A 21,889-nucleotide genomic window follows, 5' to 3' on the forward strand; every position below is an offset into this window, starting at 1 on the left:
GGGGTATGCTGACCATCACGTGGGGGCTGATCCATTTTGCCGACCGAATTTGTCTGGATGGCGCCGGCTGGCGCGCTGCTGCTCGGCTATCTGCTCGGGTCGATCCCGTTCGGGGTGATTCTCACGCGTGCCTTCGGCGCGGGTGACCTTCGCAAGATCGGATCGGGCAATATCGGGGCGACCAACGTGCTGCGCACCGGCCGCAAGGGGCTGGCCGCGGCGACCCTGCTGCTCGACGCAGCCAAGGGCTTCGCCGCCGTCGCGATCGCCGAGGCGATCTGGCCCGGCACCGGCGTGCTGGCCGCCGGCGCGGCCTTCATCGGGCATCTCTATCCGGTCTGGCTGAAATTCCACGGCGGCAAGGGCGTGGCCACCCTGCTCGGCATCGTGCTCGCGCTGCACTGGCCGTGCGGGATCGTCTTCGCCGTCGTCTGGCTCGGCCTGCTGGCGCTGCTGCGCTATTCGTCGGTGGCGGGCATGGTGGCGGCGTTCAGCGCCCCGGTCAGCGCGGCCTTGTTCTCCGCCTTCGACATCGTCCTGCTGCTGCTCGCGCTGGCGTTGCTGGTGCTGTGGAAACACCGCGCCAATATCGACCGGCTGCTGAGTGGCACCGAACCGAAAGTCGGCGCCAATCGTGCGTGACGATCCGGTGCGCGACCGGGCGGCCGCGATTGCGCGCCTTCGGCTGATCCGCACCCCGCAGATCGGCCCCGTCACCTACCGCCAGCTGATCGCGCGCTTCGGCGATGCCGCCGCCGCGCTCGACGCCCTGCCCCAGCTTGCCGCGCGCGGCGGCGGACGGGCACCGGCGGTCGCGCCCGTCGCGCTCGCCGAGCGCGAACTGGCTCTGGCCGCGCGGCTCGGCGCGCGTCACCTGTTCGTCGACGACGCGGACTATCCTGCCCTGCTCGCCGAGATCGACGATGCGCCGCCCGCGCTGATGCTGCGCGGCGAGATCGCGCTGCTGCGCCGCCCGGTGATTGCCATGGTCGGCGCGCGCAACGCCTCTGCCGCCGCCTGCCGCTTCGCGCGGCAACTGGCAGCCGAGCTGGGGCGCGAGGACGTGACGATCGTCTCGGGGCTGGCGCGGGGCGTCGACACCGCGGCGCATATCGGATCGATCGACAGCGGCACGATCGCGGTGATCGCCGGCGGCATCGATATCGCCTATCCCCCGGAAAATGCCGCGCTGCAGGAGCAGATCGCGACGCGCGGCCTGCTGATCGCCGAGCAGCCGCCCGGCACCGAACCGCGCGCGCGCCACTTCCCGTACCGCAACCGCATCATCGCCGGCCTTGCGCAGGGCACGGTGGTGGTGGAGGCGGCGCCGAAATCGGGATCGCTGATCACGGCCCGGCTGGCGGGCGAGATGGGCCGCGAGGTGATGGCCGTGCCCGGATCCCCGCTCGATCCGCGCGCGCAGGGCTGCAACGGGCTGATCCGCGACGGCGCGACCCTGATCCAGTCGGCTGCCGACGTGCTCGAGCTGATCCGCCCGATCGATCCGCGCATGGTCCGTTCGGGCAGCACGCGTTTCGACGGATCGCCGCCCGAGGATGCAAGCGATGCCGAGCGAAGCGACCTGACCGGTCTGCTCGGCCCCGTGCCGGTGGCAATCGACGAACTGATCCGCCAATCGGGCCTGGCGCCGGCGATCGTGCAGACGGTGTTGCTGGAACTGGAGCTGGCCGGGCGGCTGGAGCGCCACGCGGGCGGTAGGGTAAGCCTGGCCTAGATGCGCGTGGACCCGGGAGATGGCAGAGTATCGGCAGGCGAGATCTTCGATCGCCTCGGCGAGATCCTGCGCAAAAATGCGCTGCCGGCCGGTGGATGCGTTGTCGCGCTGACGGCGTTGAATGTCGCCCTCGACACCTTCTGGAACGATCTGAGCTGGAGCAACATGGCTACGGCCACCGCTCCCGCTCTCCTCGCGAGCCTGACCGCCCAATATTATCTGACCTATGCCGCGCTCGACCGGCAAGGGTTGCGCGAGCCGGGGGCACGCAAACGGTTCATCGCCTTCTTGCGGCTGAACCTGCTCTCGGGCATTGCCATCCTGCTCGGATATATCCTGTTCGTCCTGCCGGGCCTGTATCTCAGCGTGCGATGGGCATTGGCGTCGACCATTCTGCTCGCCAGGGACGGAAGGGCTGGAAATCCACTCCGCGAAAGCTGGGCGCGCACCAAGCCGGCTTTCTGGGCGATCTTCGGCACGCTGCTGGTGATCTTGGTTCCAGCGTGCGTCGTTGCCGTCGGGCTCGCCGCCACGGTGGGAGAATCCTTTCCGATCCTGAGCTCGTCCCTGGCGTATCTCTTCCTGTTTGCCTCGTTCGTCACTTCCTGGCTGGCCGGTGTCGCGATCTATTCGCTATTGCAAACGGATCAGGACGCCCTTGCAGAGGTGTTCGCGTAAACCATATGCCCATTCCCTGGCCGTCCGGTGGAGTCGCAGCCCGCTTGACGCCGCCCCGAACACCTCTCCATCCTCGCGCGTACACGTAAGGACGCATCACACCCCCATGCAGCTTGTCATCGTCGAATCGCCCGCCAAGGCGAAAACCATCGAGAAATATCTCGGCTCCGATTATCGCGTGCTCGCGAGCTACGGCCATGTCCGCGACCTGCCCGCGAAGGACGGATCGGTCGATCCCGACGACGGCTTCGCGATGGAGTGGGAGAATTACGCCGACAAGTCGAAGCAGCTGAAGGCAATCACCGACGAGGCGAAAAAGGCCGACCGACTGATCCTGGCGACCGATCCGGATCGCGAAGGCGAGGCGATCAGCTGGCATGTCCAGGAAGTGCTGCGCAACCGCAAGGCGCTGCCCAAAGAAGTCGAGCGCGTCACCTTCAACGCCATCACCAAGGCGACGGTGACCGAGGCGATGAAGCATCCGCGCGAGCTGGATACCGATCTGATCGATGCGTATCGCGCCCGCCGCGCGCTCGATTATCTGGTCGGCTTCACCCTGTCGCCGGTCCTGTGGCGCAAGCTGCCCGGCGCAAAATCGGCCGGGCGTGTGCAATCCGTCGCGCTGCGCATCATTGTCGACCGCGAGCGCGAGATCGAGGCGTTCCGCGCCCAGGAATATTGGTCGGTCACCGCCGACATGGAGCAGGACGGCACGCCCTTCACCGCGCGGCTCGTCACTTTCGAGGGCAAGAAGCTCGACCGGTTGTCGATCGGCGAGGAAGGCACGGCGCTCCGCGCCAAGGCAGCGGTCGAGGAAGGACGTTTCAGCGTCCAGTCGATCGAGGTCAAGCCAGCCACGCGCAACCCGCCGCCGCCCTTCACCACCTCGACCCTCCAGCAGGAGGCATCGCGCAAGCTCGGCTTCTCGGCTGATCACACGATGCGCGTCGCGCAGGGCCTCTACGAGGACGGCGCGATCACCTATATGCGAACCGACGGCGTCCAGATGGATTCGTCCGCCATCTCCGCCGCGCGGAAAGCGATCGCCGACCGCTATGACGCGGGGTACGTCCCCGACAAGCCGCGGATGTACCAGACCAAGGCCAAGAATGCGCAGGAAGCGCATGAGGCGATCCGCCCGACCGATTTCGGCAAGGACAAGCTCGGCGGCGGCGATCACGCTCGGCTCTACGACCTGATCTTCAAGCGCGCCCTCGCCAGCCAGATGGCATCGGCCCGCATGGAGCGCACCACGGTCGAGCTGCTCGACGGATCCGGCCAGACCGGCCTGCGCGCGACCGGGCAGGTCGTGCTGTTCCCCGGCTATCTCGCACTCTACGAGGAAGGCACCGACGACAGCGCGGATGAGGATTCGCGCCGCCTGCCGCGCATGCGCGAAGGCGATGCGCCGGCCAAGAAGGCAGTGCACGCCGAGCAGCATTTCACGCAGCCGCCACCGCGCTTCTCCGAGGCGTCGCTGGTCAAGCGGCTCGAGGAACTCGGCATCGGCCGTCCCTCGACCTATGCGTCGATCATCAAGACGCTCAAGGACCGCGCCTATGTGCGGGTCGAGAAGAATCGCTTCTTCGCCGAGGAGAGCGGGCGCCTCGTTACGGCGTTCCTCGAACGCTTCTTCGAGAAATATGTGGGGTATGACTTCACCGCCGGCCTCGAGGACGAACTCGACGAGGTCTCAGGCGGCCGAGCGCAGTGGCAGGCAGTGCTCGAATCCTTCTGGAAGGATTTCAAGCCGCGCACGACCGAGGTGATGGAGCAGAAGCCGTCCGAGGTGACCGCGGCGCTCGACAAGTTCCTCGAACCCTATCTCTTCCCGGCCAAGGCGGATGGCGGCGACCCGCGGCTCTGCCCCAATTGCGGCGAGGGACAGCTGGCGCTGCGCGGCGGCAAGTTCGGCGCATTCGTCGCCTGCTCCAACTATCCGGAGTGCAAGTTCACCCGCCGCTTCGGCCAGCCGGGCAGCGAGGGCGATAGCGGCGACACCGGGCCCGAGGCGATGGGCCAGGACCCGGAAACCGGCGCCGAGGTGACGAAGCGCAGCGGGCGGTTCGGGCCCTATGTCCAGTTGGGCGAGGGCAAGGACGCCAAGCGCGCCTCGATCCCGAAGGATGTGCCGGGCGAGGATTTCGGGCTGGAATGGGCGCTGAAGCTGCTCAGCCTGCCACGCACCGTCGGCACGCACCCGGAAAGTGGCAACCCGATCACGGCGTCGATCGGCCGCTATGGCCCTTATCTGGCGCATGACGGCAAATATGCTCGCCTCACCTCGACCGCCGAAGTGTTCGAAACGGGCATGAACACTGCCGTGGTCAAGCTGGCCGAGGCCGCCGCCGGCGGCGGACGCCCGCAGCGCGGCAGCCGCGAGCCGCTCAAGGTGCTCGGCAAGCATCCGCGCACCGAGGCGGAGATCAAGCTGATGGAAGGGCGCTTCGGCCCCTATGTCACGGACGGCGAGACCAATGCGACCCTGCCGAAATCGATCGTGCAGGACCAGCTGACGCTTGAGGAAGCCGCCCAGCTGATCGACGCGCGCGCCGCGGCGGCACCGGCGAAGAAGGGCAAGAAGCCCGCGCCAAAGAAGAAGGCACCGGCCAAGAAGCCAGCTGCGAAGAAGGCCCCCGCCAAGAAGGCCGCGGTGAAAAAGGCGGCTGCCGCGGAATAACCCGTCAGGCGGCGCCGGGCACCAGCACCCGCAGCGCGAGCCACAGTGCCAGGACGAGCAGGATCAGCAACGTCACGACGATGCCGATCGATCGTGCCGGCTTTGGCGGCCCGGGCGGGTTGAACAGGCCGGCTGCGTTGAGCAGGCGCGCGCCGACAAAAGCGGCGGCGGCGATGGCGAGGGCCGTGCGGTTGGCCCCGCCGCTTTCGAGCAGGGCGATCAGGATGATTCCGATCGGCGCATATTCGGTGAGATTGCCATGCGCGCGGATGGCGGCGGTCAGATCATGCTGGCCGGCGTCACCATAGGGCGCGCGGTACTTCATGCGCATGCGGATCGTCGTCACCGACAGGAATACGAGCAGCAGCGCGAGCGCAGCCGCAGTGAGCGCGGTGATCGTCAATTGCGTTGCCCCTTCCGTTCTTTCGGTACGGAGCGATGCTATGCTCGTTTGGGCGCAGCGTCGATTCGCGGCGTTCAGGCGGCCCGGGCGCTCGTCAGCTGGAGCCAGGCGCGCGCCGCCTTTTGCGCGGTGGCGATCTCCCGCGCGGTCATCGCCTCGGCGATCTCGCTGCGGCACGTCTGCGCCGCCGCGCTGCCCGCGACGGCGGCCAGATTGAACCATTTATGCGCTTCGATCAGATCGATGCCGGTACCGGCCTCGCCATTGGCATAGGCCATGCCGAGATCATAGCAGGCGTCAGGATCGCCGCGCGCTGCATCGGCCAGGCGGTCATCGACCGGGAACTGAACAAGTTTCAGGCTGCTGCCCATGGTGTTTCCCCCGTTGCATCCGACGGGAGAAGTCTGGGATCAAGCTTTACAACAAATGGTTAACAGGCCCGCGGGGCGAGCTGCAGCTCATACCGCGATATTGTCGATCAGCCGCGTCGCGCCCATGCGCGCCGCCGCCAGCAGACGGCGCGGACGCGACGGATCGGGCTGCTCCGCCAGCGTCTCTGAATCGACCAAAGTGACGTAATCGACGTCGAACCCAGCCGCCGCGAGCGATTCGCGCGCGGTGGCGAGCACGGCATCGACATCGTCGCCCTTGCCGATGCCCCGCGCCGCCACGCCCAGTGCGCGGGGCAGCGCCACCGCGCGACTGCGCTCGTCGTCATCGAGATAGACATTGCGCGAGGATAGAGCGAGGCCATCATCGTCGCGCTGGATCGGCACGCCGGCGATATCGATCGCGAAATCGAGATCCCTGACCAGGCGCCGGATAACCGCAAGCTGCTGGAAATCCTTCTCGCCGAAATAGGCGGTATCGGGCGCGACCTGATTGAACAATTTGGCGACAACCGTCGCGACGCCGTCGAAATGGCCGGGGCGGGCCGCGCCATCGAGCCCTTCGCTGACCCCGGCGACCGAAACATTGGTCGCGAACTCTTCCGGATACATGACGTCCACCGGCGGCATCCACAGCAGGTCGCAGCCCGCCTCTTTCAGCATGCGCGCGTCGGCGAGCTCCTTGCGCGGATAGCGCGACAGATCCTCATTGGGGCCGAACTGCTTCGGGTTGACGAAGATCGAGGCGACCACCCGCGTACCAGGCCGCTTCGCTGCTTCGATCAGCGCGATATGGCCGGCATGCAGCGCACCCATGGTCGGGACCAGCGCGATCGCCGATCCCTGGCCGCGGAAATCGGCGATGCCGCGGCGCAGCAGATCGAGGTCACGGATGGTTTGCACGCTGGAAGGGCCTTCGATAAGGACGGGGCGGGCCTTCTATGGGGGGTGGCCCGCCCGATCAATACATGATCAAGGACATGAGCGACTTGTCGACGGGTGCACAGAAACCACATGTGATCGTGTTCGCCAACGAGAAGGGCGGCACGGGCAAATCCACCACTGCCGTCCATGTCGCCATCGCGCTAGAGGCGCGGGGCGCGAAGGTCTCCGCGTTCGATCTCGATCATCGCCAGCGCACCACCGGGCGTTATCTCGAAAACCGGGCCGCCACGGCCAAGCGCACCGGCCGCGAGCTGCTGATCCCGCGCCACGCGACGCATGACGGCGAAAGCCTGGCGCGGTTCACCGAGACGTTCGACGCGCTGTCCGAAGGCGCGGATTTCCTGGTGATCGACACGCCCGGCCGCGACGACCGTTTCGCGCGCATGGCGGCGCAGCGCGCCGACACACTCGTCACGCCGATCAACGACAGCTTCGTCGATTTCGACCTGATCGGGCAGGTCGATCCCGTGACCTACAAGGTGACCCGACCGAGTTTCTATGCCGAGCTGATCTGGGAAGCGCGCAAGGCGCGCGCCAAGGCAGATGGATCGACGATCGACTGGGTGGTGCTGCGCAACCGCGTCCAGCATGTCGAGGCGCGCAACATGCGCCGCGTGTCGGAAGCGCTCGATCAATTGTCCAAGCGCGTCGGGTTCCGCATCATCCCGGGCCTGGGCGAGCGCGTGATCTATCGCGAACTGTTCCCCAAGGGGCTGACCATGCTCGACGCGCGCGAATTCGGCGAGATGGGCCTGGCCCATGTCACGGCGCGGCAGGAGCTGCGTGAGATGATGGCGGCGCTGGGCCTGCCCGAGCGCGCCATGCCGCTGTTCGCCTGATGGCGAAGATCGTCTTTATCGGCCTGGTGCTGTTCGGCCTGTGGCTGGTATTGCGTCGGAACAAGCCGGCTCCACGGATCGACGAGCGGGAGGCGCGCGCCATCCTGGGCGTCGACCAGGCGGCCGATGCCGCCGCGATCCGCGCCGCGCACCGGCGCCTGGTTTCCGCCGTCCATCCCGACCGCGGCGGCTCGGTCGAGCTCGCGCGGCGGATCAATGCGGCGCGCGACGTGTTGCTCAAACGACCCGATTGATCTTTCCCAGCGTTTGCCGACAAGGCGCGCAACCATGACAGGAGGCACGATGACGCACCGCTTCGACCCCACTTCGCTGCGCGAATATGACATCCGCGGAATCGTCGGCAAGACGCTCGGCGTGGCCGATGCCAATGCCATCGGGCGCGGCTTCGCGACCCGCGTGCGGCGGGTCGGCGGCACGCGCGTCGCGGTCGGCTATGACGGGCGCGTCTCCTCGCCCTCGCTCGAGGCGGCGCTGATCGCCGGGCTGACGGCGGGCGGCGTCGATGTCGTGCGGGTCGGCATGGGGCCGACGCCGATGCTCTATTATGCCGAGGCGATCCTCGAAGTGGACGGCGGCATCCAGATCACCGGCAGCCATAATCCGGGCGATTACAACGGCTTCAAGATGGTGCTGCAGCATCTGCCGTTCTTCGGCGAGGACATCCAGGATCTCGGCCGGCTGGCGGAAGCCGGTGACTGGGAGGAAGGCGAAGGCACGGTTTCCGAGGTCGACATCGTCGACGATTATGTCGGGCGGCTGCTCGCGGGCTATGCCGGCGGCGCCTACAGGATCGGCTGGGACGCCGGCAACGGCGCCTCGGGCCCGGTGATCGAGAAGCTCACGAAACTGCTGCCTGGCGAGCATCACCTGCTGTTCACGGACGTGGACGGCACTTTCCCCAACCATCATCCCGATCCCACCGACGAGAAGAACCTCGCCGACCTGAAGAAGCTGGTGGCGGAGAAGCAGCTCGATTTCGGCCTGGCGTTCGATGGCGACGGCGACCGGATCGGTGCGATCGACGGGCAGGGCCGGGTGATCTGGGGCGACCAGCTGCTCTCTATCCTGGCCGAGCCGGTGCTGAAGGAACTGCCCGGATCGACGATCATCGCCGATGTGAAGGCAAGCCAGGCGCTGTACGACCGGATCGCCGAGCTGGGCGGCAAGCCGCTGATGTGGAAGACCGGCCACAGCCTGATCAAGATGAAGATGAAGGAGACCGACTCCCCGCTGGCCGGCGAGATGAGCGGCCACATCTTCTTTGCCCACGAATATTATGGTTTCGACGACGCGCAATATGCGGCTGTTCGCCTGATCCGCGCGGTGCATATGATCGGCAAGTCGATGACCGAGATCCGCGGCGCGATGCCGGCGATGGTCAACACGCCGGAGATGCGTTTTCAGGTCGACGAAAGCCGCAAGTTCGCGGTGGTAGACGAAGTGCTCGACCGGCTCGAGGCCGAGGGCGCCGACGTCAATCGCACCGACGGCGCGCGCGTGAATACGGTGGACGGCTGGTGGCTGCTGCGCGCGTCCAACACCCAGGACGTGCTGGTCGCGCGGGCCGAGGCGAAGGACCAGGCCGGGCTTGACCGGCTGATGGCGATGATCGACGCCCAGCTCGCGGCAAGCGGCATCGTACGCGGCGAGCAGGCCGGGCACTGAGGCGCCACAGCCCCTCCCCGAACCGGGGGAGGGGCTCAAGGCACTGGCATTCTGGCGACCAAACCGCCACCTAGGGCCAATGCCTCCCCCGCCCCAGCTCATCCGTGTCGTCGATCTCGAAACCACCGGCCAGGCGCCGCCGATGCACGGCGTGTGCGAGATCGGGTGGCAGGACGTAGCGCTGGGCGCCGACGGGCGCTGGGCGCTGCACGGCGACGGCGGCAGCCGGCTAGTCAATCCGGGCCGCCACATCCCGCCGATCACTCAGGCGATCCACCATATCCTCGACGAGCAGGTCGCGCAGGCGCCCTACTGGCACGACGTGGCGCGCGCGGTGCTCGATCCGTGGCCGCGCCGGGTCGCGCTGGCCGCGCATCGTGCCGATTTCGAGGAGCAATTCTGCACACCAGCGCTCACCCGCAACGCCGACTGGGTCTGCACCTGGAAATGCGCCATGCGGCTGTGGCCGGATTCGCCGAGCTTCTCCAACCAGGTGCTGCGCTATTGGCGCAAGCCTGAGGGCATCGAGCATGAGCGCGGCCTGCCGGCGCACCGGGCCTTTCCGGATGCCTATGTCACCGCATTCCACCTGCGCGACATGCTCAACGAAGTCGGGCTGGCCCAGCTGATCGAATGGTCGAACGTGCCGGGGCTGTTGCCGAAGGTGCGCCAGGGCCCGGACCGCGGCAAGGACTGGCGCGAGATCGAGGACGAATCGCTCGCCCGTTTCTTGGGCGACCGCGATATCGACGTGCGGTTCACCGCCGAAACCGAACTCGCCCGGCGGCGCGGCGGCGGGCCGGTCGGCCGTACGACCGTGCAGGGCGCCCTGTTCTGATCTTGATACATGTGTAGATGGCAATGCTGGCCATCGCCGATCCGCGATTCTAGGAACCCGCATGGTCCAGAGCCAGATATTCGAGAGACTAGCGCGGCGGTTCGGTTGGGCGAACCAGTCCATGGGCCGGTTCCTGATCGCCTGCATGGTGATCGGCTTCGCCAGCCTGATCGCGGCGGGCATCGCTTCGGTCGTGTCGACCAAGCGCAACCAGCAGCATATCCAGGCCGTCAACCACACTTATGAGGTGAAGCTGGCGATCGCGCGCGCGAACGTCCTGATCGAGCAGACGGAGACGGTGCGGCGCGGCTATATCATTACGCAGCAGCAGGAATATCTGGACAATTATCTGATCACGGCGCCGCAGATTCCGGAGGCGTTGCGCCGGATCGAGCAGCTCACGCTCGACAATCCCCGCGAACTGGCCAATCTCCGCCGGCTGCGCCGGCTCGTCGCCGCGATCGAGCGGCGCCGTGCGCTTACCAACGCGCTGGTCTCCGCCGGGCGGGTGGACGAGGCGATCCGCGCGTTCACCGCCGAAACCACCGCACGCCGGATGCGGCGCATCCGCGACCTCGGAACGGCGATGCAGACCGAGGAGCAGCGGCTGCTGGCGATTCGCGACGCCGAACAGCGGGAAAGCGTACGCAACTTCTACGCGACGCTCGCCATTGCCGGGGCGCTGTTGCTTTTCGTGGCGATCGCTTCGCTGCTGACCGTCCTGCGCTATACGCGCGACCTTGCGACCTCCCGCGATACGCTGCGCGATTTCGCCGATTCGCTGGAGGAACTGGTCGCCGAGCGCACGGCCGACCTGACCCGCGCGAACGAGGAGATCCAGCGCTTCGCCTATATCGTCGGGCATGATCTGCGGGCGCCGCTGGTCAATGTGATGGGGTTCACCGCCGAACTCGACGCCGCGACCATCGCGATCACCGAGCTGATCGACCGTGCCGAGCAGGTCGCACCCGACATCGTCACCGACGATGCGCGCATTGCCGCGCGCGAGGACCTGCCCGAGGCGATCGGCTTCATCCGCACCTCGACCGAGAAGATGGACCGGCTGATCAACGCGATCCTCAAGCTTTCCCGCCAGGGCCGGCGGGTCATCACCCCCGAAGCGGTCGACATGACCGCGCTGATCGGCTCGATCGGCGGGTCGCTGCAGCACCTCATGATCGATCGGGACGCGGAGCTGAAGATCGACGGCGCCCTGCCCGGCATCGTCAGCGACCGGCTGGCGCTGGAGCAGATCTTCTCGAACCTGATCGAGAATGCGGTGAAATATCTCCAGCCCGGCCGGCCCGGCCTGATCGAGGTCCGGGGATCGCGCGCCGGCGGACGCGTGACCTTCGAAGTCAGCGACAATGGCCGCGGCATCGCGCCGGCGGACCATAGCCGGGTGTTCGACCTGTTCCGTCGGTCGGGGAATCAGGACCAACCGGGCGAGGGCATCGGTCTGGCGCATGTCCGTGCCTTGGCGTACCGACTCGGCGGCGTTATCGATGTGCGTTCCGACCTAGGCAAGGGCGCGACTTTCCGCCTTTCGCTGCCCGCCACGCTTCCCGATGCACTGGAAAACCGATGAACGACCACCACAGCGTCAGCATCATCATGATCGAAGATGATGAGGGCCATGCCCGGCTGATCGAGAAGAACATCCGGCGCGCCGGCATCCTCAACGAGATCGTGCATTTCACCGACGGCACGCGGGCGCTCGACTATCTGTTCACCCACGCCAACGGCCCCGCCCTGAACGGGCCGGCGCTGGTGCTGCTCGATCTCAACCTGCCGGACATGAGCGGGACCGACATCCTGGCCAAGATCAAGGGCGAGAAGGCGCTGCGGCGCACGCCGGTCGTCGTGCTCACCACGACCGACGACAAGGTCGAGATCGAGCGCTGCTACGATCTCGGCTGCAACGTCTATATCACCAAGCCGGTCAACTATGAGAGCTTCGCCCAGGCGATCCGGCAGCTCGGGCTGTTCCTGTCGGTGATCCAGGTCCCGGATATCGAGGGGGACGGGTGAACGAGTCCGCCCGACCCCGGGTTCTCTATATCGACGACGATGCCGGTTTGCGGCGGCTGGCCGAGCGCACGCTCGCGCGGCGCGGCTTCGACCTGACCGTGGCGGAGACCGGTGCCGACGGGATCGCGCTGGCCAGCGACCGGCGCTTCGATCTGGTCGCGGTCGACCATTATATGCCGGGGATGGACGGGCTGGAGACGCTGAAGCGGCTCCGCGCGCTGCCCGAACCGCCGCCGATCGTCTATGTCACCGGTTCCGAAGAGAGCCGGATCGCGGTCGCCGCGCTGAAGGCCGGCGCCGCCGATTATGTCGTCAAATCGGTGGGCGGGGACTTTTTCGACCTGATGGCGAGCGCGTTCGACCAGGTGCTGGCGCGTGCCGCGCTCGAGCGTGGCAAGACCGCGGCGGAGGATCAGCTGCGGGCGAGCAATGCGCGGCTGGCCGCGCTGCTGAGCGAGGTCAACCACCGCGTGGCGAACAGCCTGCAGCTCGTCTCCGCGATGGTCGGCATGCAGGCGGGCGCGCTCGACGACCGGGGTGCGCGCGCCGCGCTGGAGGATACGCAGCGCCGGATCGCGGCGATCGCCCAGGTCCATCGCCGGCTCTACACCACGGACAATGTCGAGCAGGTCGACATGGGCGACTATCTCGGCGCCTTGATCGAGGAGCTGGGCGAAGCATGGTCGAGCGACGAAGCGGGCCGCACGCTATCGCTGGCGGCCGAGCCGTTGCGGCTGCCCACTGACCGGGCGGTCTCGCTTGGCGTGATCGTCAGCGAGCTGATCTCGAACGCCTGCAAATATGCCTATCCCGGCACGTCCGGCCCAGTGCGCGTCGCGCTGCACCGCGACGGTGCCGACCATTTCGTCCTGTCGGTCGAGGATGACGGCGTCGGCATGGTCCGCGACGCAGCGCCGCGCGGCACCGGCCTCGGCACCAAGCTGATCCGCGCGATGGCGAAGAGCCTGCAGACCACAGTCGAATATGATCCCGGCCACAAGGGCGTGCGCGCGACGTTGCGCGCGGCGCTCGACTAGGCCGGAAAGCCGCCGAGCAGGCTGACGACGTTCGCGCCCAGCGCATCGACCGCGTAGCCCCCTTCCATCGCGATCACCGTCGGCCAGCCCCGCGCGGCAATGTCGCCGGCAAGCGCCGCATAGTCCCCGGTCGCGAGCTTGAAGAAGGAGATCGGATCGTCCTCCCAGGTATCGGCACCGAAGCTGACGATGAGCAGATCGGGCGCGAACCGCGCGATCGCGTCGAGCGCGGTGGCCTGTGCAGCGCGGAAGGCGGCGAGCCCGGCCCCTTGCGGCAGCGGCAGGTTGAGCGTCGTGCCGGCGCCTTCCCCCTCGCCGGTCTCGTCGGCATGGCCCCAGAAGAAGGGATAGTCAGTCGCCGGATCGGCATGGACCGAGGCGTAGAAGACGTCGCCGCGGGTCCAGAAGATATCCTGCGTGCCGTTGCCGTGATGATAGTCGATATCGAGGATCGCCACCCGATCCGCCCCGGCATCGCGCGCGGCCTGGGCAGCGATGGCGGCAGTGTTGAGATAGCAATAGCCGCCGAGATAATCGGCACCGGCGTGATGGCCGGGCGGACGGCACAGCGCGAAAGCGGCACGGTCCCCGCCCAGCACCGCGTCCAGCGCGGAGAGCACCGATTGCGCGCTCCAATAAGCCGCGCCCCAGGTGTCGGCCGTCAGCGGGGTGGAGGCGTCGAGGCTGTAGCGGCCGGCGAGCGCATCGACCCGGTCGAGCTTCAGCGCGCGCCTTGCAACGACCGGCCAGATATAGCCGATCACGTCGCCCGGCCGCCCCGCCGCGGCCCAGCGCGCCGGGCCGGTTTTCAGGAAATCGAGATAGCCCGCATCATGCACCGCGCGAATCGCCCCGTCGCCATGATCGCTGGGCGGCTCCAGCGCACCCAGCGTCTCCGCGATCACCTCGGCCCGGACGGGCTTTTCGGCATAATCGGTGAAACCGCCATTGTGCAGCTCCTTGAGCGGGGCATGGGCGAGTTGGCGGGGATCGAAGAAGCGACGCATCCGGCCTTGTCGCGCGGCGCGGAGATCGGCGCAACGGGTCCAACAGCGACTCGGCTTTCTACCTAACAGCGGCATTGGTTTTTTATTCCGCTGTTATGTTGGATTTTCGCGCCGGATTCTGTGCCTGTTCACAACGAGTTAGGCAGCGTTTTCCCTGTTACGCATAACAGCGGAAAAACAGGCCTCGAATGCTGCGAAACACCGCGATTTTTCCGCTGCAACACCGGAAAAATCGTCGTTCGATTCAATCGACCGTGAGAAGGAGCGGGCCGGAGAACCGGCGGTTCGACGCTGCCACGATCGCTGCCCCGGTTGAATCAGGCCGGGTCGGCGCGCGAGCCGGCGAGGTACAGCACGATAAAGCCGGCCACCGCCGACAGGATCGACCCCGCCAGCACGCCGATCTTCACGTCGTCCATGATCGCCGCGTTGCCCGGAAAGGCGAGGCCGCCGATGAACAGGCTCATGGTGAAGCCGATCCCGGCGAGCAGCGCGACGCCGTACACCTGCACCCAGCTCGCCCCGCCGGGCGGCCTGGCCAGCCCCGTGCGAACCGCGAGCCAGACGCTGCCGAAGATGCCGATCTGCTTGCCGAAGAACAAAGCGAGGGCGATGCCCAGCACCAGCGGCTCGACCAGGGTCGACGGGCCGAGGCCAGCCAGCGACACGCCGGCATTGGCGAAGCCGAACAGCGGCACCACCCCGTACGCGACCCACGGATTGAGCGCGTGTTCCAGCCGGTGAAGCGGCGAATCGCGATGATCGGGCGCGCCCGGGGAACGGCGGATCGGGATCGTCATCGCCGCGACGACGCCCGCGATGGTCGCATGCACGCCCGACATCAGCACGAGCAGCCACAGCAGGGCGAAACCGATCAGATAGGGCCAGAGCCGCGCCATGCCGAAGCGGTTCATCGCGGCCATGCCACCCGCGACGATCGCCGCGCCGGCGAGCGCGAGCAGCGCCAGGCCATGGCTGTAGAACACCGCGATGATCGCGACCGCCCCCATGTCGTCGACGATCGCGACCGTCGTCAGGAACAGCTTGAGCGACGCGGGCACGCGCGGGCCGAGCAGGGCCAGCACGCCGATGGCGAAGGCGATGTCGGTCGCGGCCGGGATCGCCCAGCCGCTGCGCAGATCGGCCGCACCGCCGGTAACGGCGAGATAGAGGATCGCCGGACAGATCATGCCGGCGGCCGCGGCGATGATCGGGAGACGGCGGCGCTCCGCACTGGCGAGCTGGCCGTCGACCAGCTCGCGCTTGATCTCGAGCCCGACGAGCAGGAAGAACAGCGCCATCAGCGCGTCGTTGATCCACAGATGGACCGTCATCGGGCCGATCGCCGGAGCGAGGACCGGGCCGGTCTCGACATGCAGAAGGTGGAAATAGGCGGATGCGGCAGGCGAGTTGGCGGCGATCATCGCCAGCGCCGCCGCCGCGATCAGCAGGATGCCGCCCGCCGCTTCATTGGCGAGAAAATCGCGCAGGACTGAGGCGGGGGAAGCTCGTTTTCCGACCATCTGCGCGTTCCTTTCGGGGAGCAGTATTGGGATTTCAGTGGCGCGGTAGCAAGGCCGGGTCAGCTCCCTCTCCCCTTGTGGGAGAGGGAAGGAGGAGCAAAGCGACGGGAGGGTGAGGGGGAGTGAGGCTCGAGACACGAACCAGTGCCCCCCTCACCCTTCCCATCGCTTTGCGATGGGCCCAGCGTCGGGTCGGTCATGCCCCCGGCATGACCTGAACAGCGCGGGGCGCTGTTCACCCGACGCTCCTCTCCCACAGGGGGAGAGGGAGTTTTTGCGCAGGTCTCGTCTCTGCGCCTTTCCTCTACCGTGCCAGCGCCTCGGCGATCAGCTTGCGGCTGTTCTCGATCCCGTAGAGCGCGATGAAGCTGCCCATGCGCGGGCCCTGCGAAGAGCCGAGCAGGGTTTCGTACAGTGCCTTGAACCAGTCGCGCAGATTCTCGAACCCGCCGGTCTTGCCGATCTCATAGACGAGGTTCTGGATCTCCTCGGCGCTCGCCTCGACCGGCAACGCAGCGAGATCGGCGTCGAGCCGTTCCAGCGCGGCAACCTCGACCCCTTCCGGCGCGCGGCGCTTGAGCGTCGGGGCGACGAAATCGCGGCCATAAGCGAGCGCGTGGCCGATCAGCCGGTCGAGTTCGGGATAGGCCTCCGGCGTCGCATCGGGCACGTAATTGGAGAGATAGCTCCAGACCTGATCCTTGGTCGCATCGCCCATCACGCCGACGAGATTGAGCAGCAGGCCGAAGGTCACCGGCAACTCGCCCGTCGGCAGCTTGCCGTCATGGATGTGATGCACCGGGTTGCCGAGCTTCTCCTTCAGCTCCTGCCCGGCATAATTGCCGCGGAACTGCCAATATTCGTCCACCGCGCGCGGGATGACGCCCATGTGGAGCGACTTGGCCTTTTTCGGCTCGCGATAGATGTAGAAAGCCAGGCTTTCCTCAGGGCCATAGGTCAGCCAGTCGTCGAGGCTGAGCCCGTTGCCCTTGGACTTGGAGATCTTCTCGCCCTTTTCGTCGAGGAACATCTCGTAAGTGAGGCCCTCGGGCGGACGGGCTCCGAGCACGCGCGTGATCTTCGAGGCCTGAGTGACGCTGTCGATCAGATCCTTGCCCGACATCTCGTAATCGACCTGAAGCGCCGTCCAGCGCATCGCCCAATCGACCTTCCATTGCAGCTTGGCCATGCCGCTCAGCGCGGACTGCTCGATCCGCTCGCCTTCATCCATGAAGGCGATGATCCCGGCATCGGCATCGACCACCTCGACCGGCACCTGGAGCACGATGCCCGATTTCGGGCTGACCGGCAGTATCGGCGAATAGGTCGCGGCGCGCTCGGCGCGGAGCGTCGGCAGCATCACGTCCATGATCGCCTGGTAGCGCTGGAGAATCAGCTTCAACGTCGGATCGAACCGGCCCGAGGCATATTCAGTCGTCGATGACAGGAATTCATAGTCGAAGCCGTAGCGATCGAGGAAATCGCGCAGCATCGCATTATTGTGGTGCGCGAAGCTTTCGAACTTGCCGAACGGATCGGGCACCTTGGTCAGCGGCTTGCCGATATAGCCGGCGAGCATCTCGCGATTGGGGACATTGTCCGGCACCTTGCGCAGGCCGTCCATATCGTCCGAAAACGCCACCAGGCGGGTCGGCGTATCGCTGAGCGCGTGAAAGGCGTTGCGCACCATCGTCGTGCGCAGGACTTCGTTGAAGGTGCCGATATGCGGCAGGCCCGAGGGGCCGTAGCCCGTCTCGAACAGCACCGGCGCACCCTGTTTGCCCTCCGGATAGCGTTTCAGCAGCTTGCGCGCCTCTTCATACGGCCAGGCTTTGGACTCGAGGGCGGCAGACCTGAGGTCGGCGGGGCGGAGTTCGGGTGCAGTCATGCGGGCTCTTTGCCGATTTGGCAGCCGCGCCGCAAATGCTATACTCGCGCCGTGACGCTCATCGCTCCCCTCAACGTCCCGCAGCCGGTCAAACTCCGGATCGAGGATTATGAGCTGCTGCTGCGCGCCGGCACCTTTGCCCATCTCGCGAAGACCGAACTGATCGAGGGGGTGATCGTCGAGACGGACGCGCAATATCGCCGCCATTCCTTCGCGAAGAACGAGCTGACCTATCGCCTGCGGCGCGCGCTGGAGCCCTGGGCTCACCCTATTCGGCGCAGAGCGAGACCACGGTAGCGCTGCCGCCTTACGGGGCGCCCGAGCCCGACGTCGTGCTGACCGACGCGCCGCAAGGCGACGGCTATGTGCCGCTGGAATCGGTCGCGCTGCTGATCGAGGTGTCCGACAGCACGATCAGCTACGATCTCGGCCCCAAGGCGGTGATGTACGCGACGCACGGTATCCCGGAATATTGGGTGGTCGACCTGCTGGCGGCGCAGATCCATCAATTCTGGCAACCTGCCGAGGGGGCCTATCAGAACAGCCGATCGAGTACGGTCGGCGAAGCGTTGCACAGCGCCACGCTGCCGGCCGCGACGATCGAAACGGACGGAATCCTCTAGCTCTCCAATTGGGTTATGCTTGAATTGTCCGGCGTTATGCCGTACATTCCTATCGGAAGAGAGACCTACCATGCAACAATCGGCAAATCGTACTGCGCGCATTGAGGCACGTATAGCGCCTGATATCCTCGCCGCCGTGAAACGCGCCGCCGAGATCGAAGGGCGGAGCATCAGCGATTTCGTTGTCGATGCCGCGCGGAACGCGGCCGAGCGAACGATTGCGGAGACGCAGCTCATTCGCCTGTCGCTGGCCGATCAGGAACGTGTGGCCTCGATCCTCGCCGCTCCGGCGACGCCATCTCCAGCGCTCGATCGGGCAATGGAGGCGCATGCCGCGTTGATCCGGCAGGAGGAATGACGCGATACCGGATCGAACTCCTGAGCAAGCACGACCGATCAGCCTTCGCCAGCGGTTCGGACGAGCTCGATCGCTATCTGCGCGAGAGAGCAGCGCAGGATATGCGTCGGCGTGTAGCCTCCTGCTTCGTCGCAGTCGATGACGACGGGACGACCGCAGGTTTCTACACGATTGCAGCGACGTCGCTGGTGCTCGATCTCATCCCTGCCGAGAGGGCCATACATCTGCCGCGCTACCCCTCGATCCCGGCAGTGCTGCTTGGCAGGCTCGCTGTCGCTCTCACGCACCAAGGCAAACGCCTTGGGGGCGCCTTGGTCGCCGACGCCCTGTTACGTGCCAGGCGGGCCGAGGTGATGGCGTTCACAATGGTCGTCGAAGCGAAGGACGACCCGGCGGAGCGCTTCTATCAACATCTCGGATTCGAAAGCCTGGAAACCAACCGGCGGATGTTGATCCGACCGCTATAGCTTCGGATTAAGTTGCCCTTTCGTTCTCATCCAGCCACAGTCGAAGCGTGTCTCCGCTCCCCTATCCCGCCCTGCACGCCAGCCATAGCGGCATCTGGATCGCCGATGCCGAGGGCACGCGGCCGATCGGGCGGGGCGAGGCAATCCGCATTGCCGCCGATACGCCGGTAATCCTGCTGAACGCGCCGCTGATCGGGCAGCGGCTCGGCTATGCGGATTTGTCGGGGCTCGATCTGCTCGAGCTGTTCGCCTTCCTCTGCCCCGCCCGCTTCATGGTGCCGACGCCGCGCGGACTTGCGCGCGTGGCGGGACTCGAGGCACCGGCACGCGACGACGAGATCGCCGCTTTCCTGCGCCGCGCCGCCGAGGCGTTGCTCGAGATGATCCGGGGCGACTGGCCGGAACGGGAAGGCGCATGGACTGCCGCGCAATCTTTGTTCCGGCTCCGCTGGACCTGGGCGCCGGTGCTGGCCGAGCGGCTGGCGCGGCCCGCAACCGCCGAACGCTGGCTGTTCTCGAAACTGCCCGAATGGTCGGAAGTCGCACCGCGTCCCGCGCCGCGCACCATCTCGCTCGACCCCCAAGAGACTCAGGCGCGGCTCGCGCATCTGACCGGCGACGCAGCCGAGCAGCGCCCCGGACAACGCGCCTTCGCCCAGGCCGCTATGGAAGCGTTCGGCCCGCGCATGGTGCGCGATTCGCCGAACATGGTGCTGGCAGAGGCCGGCACCGGGATCGGCAAGACGCTCGGCTATCTCGCCCCGGCTTCGCTCTGGGCGGAGAAGGCCGGCGGCGCGGTGTGGGTATCGACCTTCACCAAGGCGCTACAGCGCCAGCTGGGGCATGAAAGCGCGCGGCTGTTTCCCGATGCCGAGTTGCGCAAGGCAAAGGTGGTGACGCGCAAGGGCCGGGAGAATTATCTCTGCCTGCTCAACCTGGAGGACGCGCTGCAAGGCGGGTTCGCCGGCCGGGCAGCGATCCTGGCGCAGCTCGTCGCGCGTTGGGCAGCGTATAGCGCCGACGGCGACATGGTCGGCGGGGACCTGCCCGGCTGGCTGCCGACCCTGTTCCGCCGCAACGGATCGACCGCGCTGACCGACCGGCGCGGCGAATGCGTCTATGCCGGCTGTCCGCATTACCGGAAATGCTTTATCGAGCGCGCCGCCCGTGCCAGCGCCGAAGCCGATATCGTCATCGCCAACCATGCGCTGGTGATGGTGAATGCCGCGCGCGGCCGGGAGCTGACGACCCGGCCGACCCGATATGTGTTCGACGAGGGCCATCATCTGTTCGATGCCGCCGATTCGATGTTCTCGACAGCGCTGACCGGGCAGGAGACGATCGAGCTGCGGCGCTGGATCATCGGCCCCGAATCGGGTGCGCGCGGCCGGCGGCGCGGGCTGGCGGCGCGGCTTTCCGATGTCGCCAGCTATGACGAAGGTGGGGGCATCGCGATCACCGATGCGATCAAGGCGGCGGGCGCACTGGCCGCCGATGGCTGGCTGCAGCGGCTGAGCGAAGGCGCCCCGTTCGGGCCAATCGAGACGTTGCTCGCGGCGGTGCGTGGCCTCGCTTATGCCCGCGCCGAAGCGGAAGGCGATGCAGGATACGGCCTGGAGACCGAGCTTGCCGAACCCGATGCCGCCCTGATCGAGGCCGCCGCGCCCGCCGCGCATGCGCTGGACGCGCTGGTGCGGCCGCTCGTGACGCTTGGCCGGCGGCTCGAAGCGGTGCTCGCCGAAGCGCCCGACTGGATGGACGGCCCAGCCCGGGCACGGATCGAAGGCGCGATCGCCTCGATCGGCTGGCGCGCCGAGACGGTGGCGGCGTGGCTCTCCCTGCTCGCCCGGATCGGCGGGCCGGCCACGCCCGATTATGTCGACTGGCTGGCGGTCGACCGGGTCGAGGGGCGCGAATATGATATCGGCCTGCACCGCCACTGGCTCGATCCGAGCAAGCCCTTTGCCGAAACCGTGCTGAAGCAGGCGCATGGCGCGCTGGTCACCTCAGCCACCTTGCGCGGCGGCGGCGAATGGGAAGTGGCCGAAGCGCGCACCGGGGCGCAGCATCTGGTGCGCGGCGCCAGCCGGTTCGAGGCGGCGAGCCCGTTCGATTATGCGGCCCAGGCCGAAGTGCTGATCGTCACTGACGTGAAGCGCGGCGACATGGGGGCGCTCGCCAATGCCTATGCCCGGCTCGGCGTCGCTTCGGGCGGCGGGATGCTCGGCCTGTTCACCGCGATCCGGCGGCTGCGCGGCGTCCATGCGCGGATCGCCGACCGGCTCGCGCGAGACGGCCTGCCGCTCTACGCCCAGCATGTCGATCCGATCGATACCGGCACTTTGGTCGATATCTTCCGCGACGATGCCTCGGCCTCCTTGCTCGGCACGGATGCGCTGCGCGACGGCGTCGACGTGCCGGGCCGGTCGCTGCGGCTGGTGGTGATGGAGGGCGTGCCCTGGCCCAAGCCGACCGTGCTCCATGCCGCGCGCCGGCTCGCGGGCGGCGGCAGCGCCTATGACGATCGCATCGTCCGCGCACGCCTGGCCCAGGCGTTCGGGCGGCTGATCCGCCGGGCCGACGATCACGGAATCTTCGTGCTGCTCTCCGCGGCGATGCCGTCGCGCCTGCTCACGGCCTTTCCGCCGGGCGTGAAAGTTTCCCGGGTGACCCTCGACGAGGCAGTGGTACGCGCGGCGCGTCTTCCTTCCGTCACCCATGTCGGGCATGAGGCGCGCGAGGAAGCCTGACGGAGACGGTTG

The 21,889-nt window shown here is 67.1% G+C and carries 22 protein-coding genes; 16 read left to right on the top strand and 6 right to left on the bottom strand.

What is annotated here, in order from left to right; translation table 11 throughout:
• Positions 1 to 57 precede the first annotated feature (57 nt).
• The 4 genes from plsY (at position 58) to topA (ending at position 5,093) form a co-directional block, all read left to right on the top strand.
• Positions 58 to 642, top strand: coding sequence for a glycerol-3-phosphate 1-O-acyltransferase PlsY (gene plsY, locus U1769_RS04750; RefSeq protein WP_332712659.1), 585 nt, complete (start codon positions 58 to 60; stop codon positions 640 to 642).
• Positions 635 to 1,735 carry a DNA-processing protein DprA gene (dprA, locus tag U1769_RS04755; RefSeq protein WP_332712662.1) on the top strand — a complete coding sequence of 367 codons (1,101 nt, stop codon included), beginning with the start codon at positions 635 to 637 and terminating at the stop codon, positions 1,733 to 1,735. Before plsY ends, dprA begins: the two co-directional genes overlap by 8 nt.
• Complete coding sequence (locus U1769_RS04760) at positions 1,736 to 2,413, top strand: hypothetical protein (RefSeq protein WP_332712664.1); 678 nt, start codon at positions 1,736 to 1,738, stop codon at positions 2,411 to 2,413.
• Between the two features lie 106 nt (positions 2,414 to 2,519).
• Positions 2,520 to 5,093, top strand: coding sequence for a type I DNA topoisomerase (gene topA / locus U1769_RS04765; RefSeq protein ID WP_332712667.1), 2,574 nt, complete (start codon positions 2,520 to 2,522; stop codon positions 5,091 to 5,093).
• A gap of 4 nt (positions 5,094 to 5,097) precedes the next feature.
• Here the strand turns inward: topA and U1769_RS04770 are convergent, their stop codons facing one another.
• The 3 genes from U1769_RS04770 to panC form a co-directional block, all read right to left on the bottom strand.
• On the bottom strand, positions 5,098 to 5,496 hold the full coding sequence (locus tag U1769_RS04770; RefSeq protein ID WP_332712670.1) for an MAPEG family protein: 399 nt from the start codon (positions 5,494 to 5,496) through the stop codon (positions 5,098 to 5,100).
• Positions 5,497 to 5,570: 74 nt separating this feature from the next.
• Positions 5,571 to 5,867 carry a hypothetical protein gene (locus tag U1769_RS04775; protein WP_332712673.1) on the bottom strand — a complete coding sequence of 99 codons (297 nt, stop codon included), beginning with the start codon at positions 5,865 to 5,867 and terminating at the stop codon, positions 5,571 to 5,573.
• An 87-nt stretch (positions 5,868 to 5,954) separates the two neighbouring features.
• Positions 5,955 to 6,788 carry a pantoate--beta-alanine ligase gene (panC, locus tag U1769_RS04780; protein ID WP_332712676.1) on the bottom strand — a complete coding sequence of 278 codons (834 nt, stop codon included), beginning with the start codon at positions 6,786 to 6,788 and terminating at the stop codon, positions 5,955 to 5,957.
• Between the two features lie 77 nt (positions 6,789 to 6,865).
• Here panC and U1769_RS04785 point away from each other — a divergent pair, with 77 nt between their 5' ends.
• The 7 genes from U1769_RS04785 to U1769_RS04815 all read left to right on the top strand — a co-directional run bounded on the left by U1769_RS04785 (position 6,866) and on the right by U1769_RS04815 (position 13,261).
• Positions 6,866 to 7,669 carry a division plane positioning ATPase MipZ gene (locus U1769_RS04785; RefSeq protein WP_332712679.1) on the top strand — a complete coding sequence of 268 codons (804 nt, stop codon included), beginning with the start codon at positions 6,866 to 6,868 and terminating at the stop codon, positions 7,667 to 7,669.
• Entirely contained in the window at positions 7,669 to 7,923 is a 255-nt protein-coding gene (locus tag U1769_RS04790) for a DnaJ domain-containing protein (RefSeq protein ID WP_332712682.1), read from the top strand. The genes U1769_RS04785 and U1769_RS04790 overlap by 1 nt, the downstream gene beginning before the upstream one ends.
• A 49-nt stretch (positions 7,924 to 7,972) precedes the next feature.
• Positions 7,973 to 9,355, top strand: coding sequence for a phosphoglucomutase/phosphomannomutase PgmG (pgmG, locus tag U1769_RS04795; protein ID WP_332712684.1), 1,383 nt, complete (start codon positions 7,973 to 7,975; stop codon positions 9,353 to 9,355).
• 79 nt (positions 9,356 to 9,434) lie between these two features.
• A complete protein-coding gene (locus tag U1769_RS04800; protein ID WP_332712687.1) occupies positions 9,435 to 10,193 on the top strand; it encodes a 3'-5' exonuclease in 759 nt (252 codons plus the stop codon).
• A gap of 61 nt (positions 10,194 to 10,254) precedes the next feature.
• On the top strand, positions 10,255 to 11,781 hold the full coding sequence (locus U1769_RS04805; protein ID WP_332712690.1) for a sensor histidine kinase: 1,527 nt from the start codon (positions 10,255 to 10,257) through the stop codon (positions 11,779 to 11,781).
• Positions 11,778 to 12,224: a response regulator gene (locus U1769_RS04810; RefSeq protein WP_332712693.1), complete on the top strand. Its 447-nt coding sequence runs from the start codon at positions 11,778 to 11,780 to the stop codon at positions 12,222 to 12,224. Before U1769_RS04805 ends, U1769_RS04810 begins: the two co-directional genes overlap by 4 nt.
• Entirely contained in the window at positions 12,221 to 13,261 is a 1,041-nt protein-coding gene (locus tag U1769_RS04815) for a sensor histidine kinase (protein WP_332712696.1), read from the top strand. The genes U1769_RS04810 and U1769_RS04815 overlap by 4 nt, the downstream gene beginning before the upstream one ends.
• Here the strand turns inward: U1769_RS04815 and U1769_RS04820 are convergent.
• From U1769_RS04820 to U1769_RS04830, 3 genes are all read right to left on the bottom strand, one after another.
• Positions 13,258 to 14,268, bottom strand: coding sequence for a histone deacetylase family protein (locus U1769_RS04820; RefSeq protein WP_332712699.1), 1,011 nt, complete (start codon positions 14,266 to 14,268; stop codon positions 13,258 to 13,260). The two genes, U1769_RS04815 and U1769_RS04820, sit on opposite strands and share 4 nt — an antisense overlap.
• Before the next feature lie 317 nt (positions 14,269 to 14,585).
• Positions 14,586 to 15,791 (bottom strand): Na+/H+ antiporter NhaA, encoded by a 1,206-nt coding sequence (gene nhaA, locus U1769_RS04825; RefSeq protein WP_332712702.1) that lies wholly within the window; start codon positions 15,789 to 15,791, stop codon positions 14,586 to 14,588.
• A 304-nt stretch (positions 15,792 to 16,095) separates the two neighbouring features.
• Entirely contained in the window at positions 16,096 to 17,679 is a 1,584-nt protein-coding gene (locus U1769_RS04830; protein ID WP_332712704.1) for a lysine--tRNA ligase, read from the bottom strand.
• A gap of 51 nt (positions 17,680 to 17,730) precedes the next feature.
• On the opposite strand from U1769_RS04830, the gene U1769_RS04835 reads away from it, so the two are divergent.
• From U1769_RS04835 to U1769_RS04855, 5 genes are all read left to right on the top strand, one after another.
• Positions 17,731 to 17,976 carry a hypothetical protein gene (locus U1769_RS04835; protein ID WP_332712707.1) on the top strand — a complete coding sequence of 82 codons (246 nt, stop codon included), beginning with the start codon at positions 17,731 to 17,733 and terminating at the stop codon, positions 17,974 to 17,976.
• Between the two features lie 2 nt (positions 17,977 to 17,978).
• Positions 17,979 to 18,302 (top strand): Uma2 family endonuclease, encoded by a 324-nt coding sequence (locus U1769_RS04840; RefSeq protein WP_332713665.1) that lies wholly within the window; start codon positions 17,979 to 17,981, stop codon positions 18,300 to 18,302.
• A gap of 70 nt (positions 18,303 to 18,372) precedes the next feature.
• Entirely contained in the window at positions 18,373 to 18,660 is a 288-nt protein-coding gene (locus tag U1769_RS04845) for a type II toxin-antitoxin system TacA family antitoxin (RefSeq protein ID WP_332712710.1), read from the top strand.
• Positions 18,657 to 19,127: a GNAT family N-acetyltransferase gene (locus U1769_RS04850; protein WP_332712713.1), complete on the top strand. Its 471-nt coding sequence runs from the start codon at positions 18,657 to 18,659 to the stop codon at positions 19,125 to 19,127. Before U1769_RS04845 ends, U1769_RS04850 begins: the two co-directional genes overlap by 4 nt.
• Before the next feature lie 47 nt (positions 19,128 to 19,174).
• The gene (locus U1769_RS04855) at positions 19,175 to 21,877 is read left to right on the top strand and encodes an ATP-dependent DNA helicase (protein WP_332712716.1); all 2,703 of its coding nucleotides are present in this window, start codon (positions 19,175 to 19,177) and stop codon (positions 21,875 to 21,877) included.
• Positions 21,878 to 21,889: the final 12 nt, after the last annotated feature.

Origin of the sequence: Parasphingomonas zepuensis (assembly GCF_036663735.1) — a bacterium.
Classification (GTDB): Bacteria; Pseudomonadota; Alphaproteobacteria; order Sphingomonadales; family Sphingomonadaceae; genus Sphingomonas.

Coding starts and splice junctions, on each gene's coding strand:
- U1769_RS04785 (WP_332712679.1), top strand. CDS start 6,866: ATGAGCGACTTGTCGACGGGTGCACAGAAACCACATGTGATCGTGTTC.
- U1769_RS04775 (WP_332712673.1), bottom strand. CDS start 5,867: ATGGGCAGCAGCCTGAAACTTGTTCAGTTCCCGGTCGATGACCGCCTG.
- pgmG (WP_332712684.1), top strand. CDS start 7,973: ATGACGCACCGCTTCGACCCCACTTCGCTGCGCGAATATGACATCCGC.
- U1769_RS04790 (WP_332712682.1), top strand. CDS start 7,669: ATGGCGAAGATCGTCTTTATCGGCCTGGTGCTGTTCGGCCTGTGGCTG.
- U1769_RS04845 (WP_332712710.1), top strand. CDS start 18,373: ATGCAACAATCGGCAAATCGTACTGCGCGCATTGAGGCACGTATAGCG.
- U1769_RS04805 (WP_332712690.1), top strand. CDS start 10,255: ATGGTCCAGAGCCAGATATTCGAGAGACTAGCGCGGCGGTTCGGTTGG.
- U1769_RS04760 (WP_332712664.1), top strand. CDS start 1,736: ATGCGCGTGGACCCGGGAGATGGCAGAGTATCGGCAGGCGAGATCTTC.
- U1769_RS04820 (WP_332712699.1), bottom strand. CDS start 14,268: ATGCGTCGCTTCTTCGATCCCCGCCAACTCGCCCATGCCCCGCTCAAG.
- plsY (WP_332712659.1), top strand. CDS start 58: ATGGCGCCGGCTGGCGCGCTGCTGCTCGGCTATCTGCTCGGGTCGATC.
- topA (WP_332712667.1), top strand. CDS start 2,520: ATGCAGCTTGTCATCGTCGAATCGCCCGCCAAGGCGAAAACCATCGAG.
- U1769_RS04850 (WP_332712713.1), top strand. CDS start 18,657: ATGACGCGATACCGGATCGAACTCCTGAGCAAGCACGACCGATCAGCC.
- U1769_RS04800 (WP_332712687.1), top strand. CDS start 9,435: ATGCCTCCCCCGCCCCAGCTCATCCGTGTCGTCGATCTCGAAACCACC.
- U1769_RS04810 (WP_332712693.1), top strand. CDS start 11,778: ATGAACGACCACCACAGCGTCAGCATCATCATGATCGAAGATGATGAG.
- nhaA (WP_332712702.1), bottom strand. CDS start 15,791: ATGGTCGGAAAACGAGCTTCCCCCGCCTCAGTCCTGCGCGATTTTCTC.
- U1769_RS04830 (WP_332712704.1), bottom strand. CDS start 17,679: ATGACTGCACCCGAACTCCGCCCCGCCGACCTCAGGTCTGCCGCCCTC.